Source organism: Aminobacter sp. P4_D5 (genome assembly GCF_056401815.1).
This window is the reverse complement of record NZ_JBFUIP010000800.1, coordinates 1-674: the sequence shown is the minus strand read 5'-3', so window position 1 is coordinate 674 and position 674 is coordinate 1. Positions and strand designations below refer to the sequence as shown.

The 674-nt window shown below is 70.6% G+C and carries 1 protein-coding gene; it reads left to right on the top strand.

Translation table 11 applies throughout. From position 1 onward, the window contains the following. Positions 1-51: 51 nt before the first annotated feature. A partial coding sequence (locus AC1DWF_RS35085) for a DEAD/DEAH box helicase (RefSeq protein WP_476843082.1) occupies positions 52-674 on the top strand: 623 nt, incomplete at its 3' end.

Here is a 674-nt window from a genome sequence, read left to right as displayed (position 1 = left end):
ACCCCACTCTCCCACGGCCGCGAAGACGCGCGCCGTGCAGCTGGATTCATCATGACCACTTTCGCTGAACTGAACCTCAACCCGCTCCTCCTCACCGCCCTGGAGCAGGCCGGCCACACCACGCCGACGCCGATCCAGGCGCAGGCCATCCCCCCGGCCCTGACGGGCCGCGACATCCTGGGCATCGCGCAGACCGGCACCGGCAAGACCGCCGCCTTCGCCTTGCCGATCCTCCACCGCCTCGCCGAGGGCGGCGGGCGTCCGCCGCGCGGCGGCTGCCGCGTGCTGGTCCTCTCGCCCACGCGCGAGCTCGCCTCGCAGATCGCCGAGTCCTTCAAGAGCTACGGCCGCCACATGGGCTTCTCCGTCGCGACGGTGTTCGGCGGCGTCGGCCATGTGCCGCAGCAGCGGGCGCTGGCGCGCGGCGTCGACGTGCTCGTTGCCACGCCGGGCCGTTTGGTCGATCACATGCAGACGCGTCATGCGCGCCTGGACATGACCGAGGTGCTCGTCCTCGACGAGGCCGACCAGATGCTCGACCAGGGCTTCTTCCCGGTCATCACCAAGATCGTCGCCCAGGTGCCGAAGGAGCGCCGGACGATGTTCTTCAGCGCCACCATGCCGCCGGCGATCGCCAAGCTCGCCGACGTCATGCTGATCGACCCGGTCCGCGT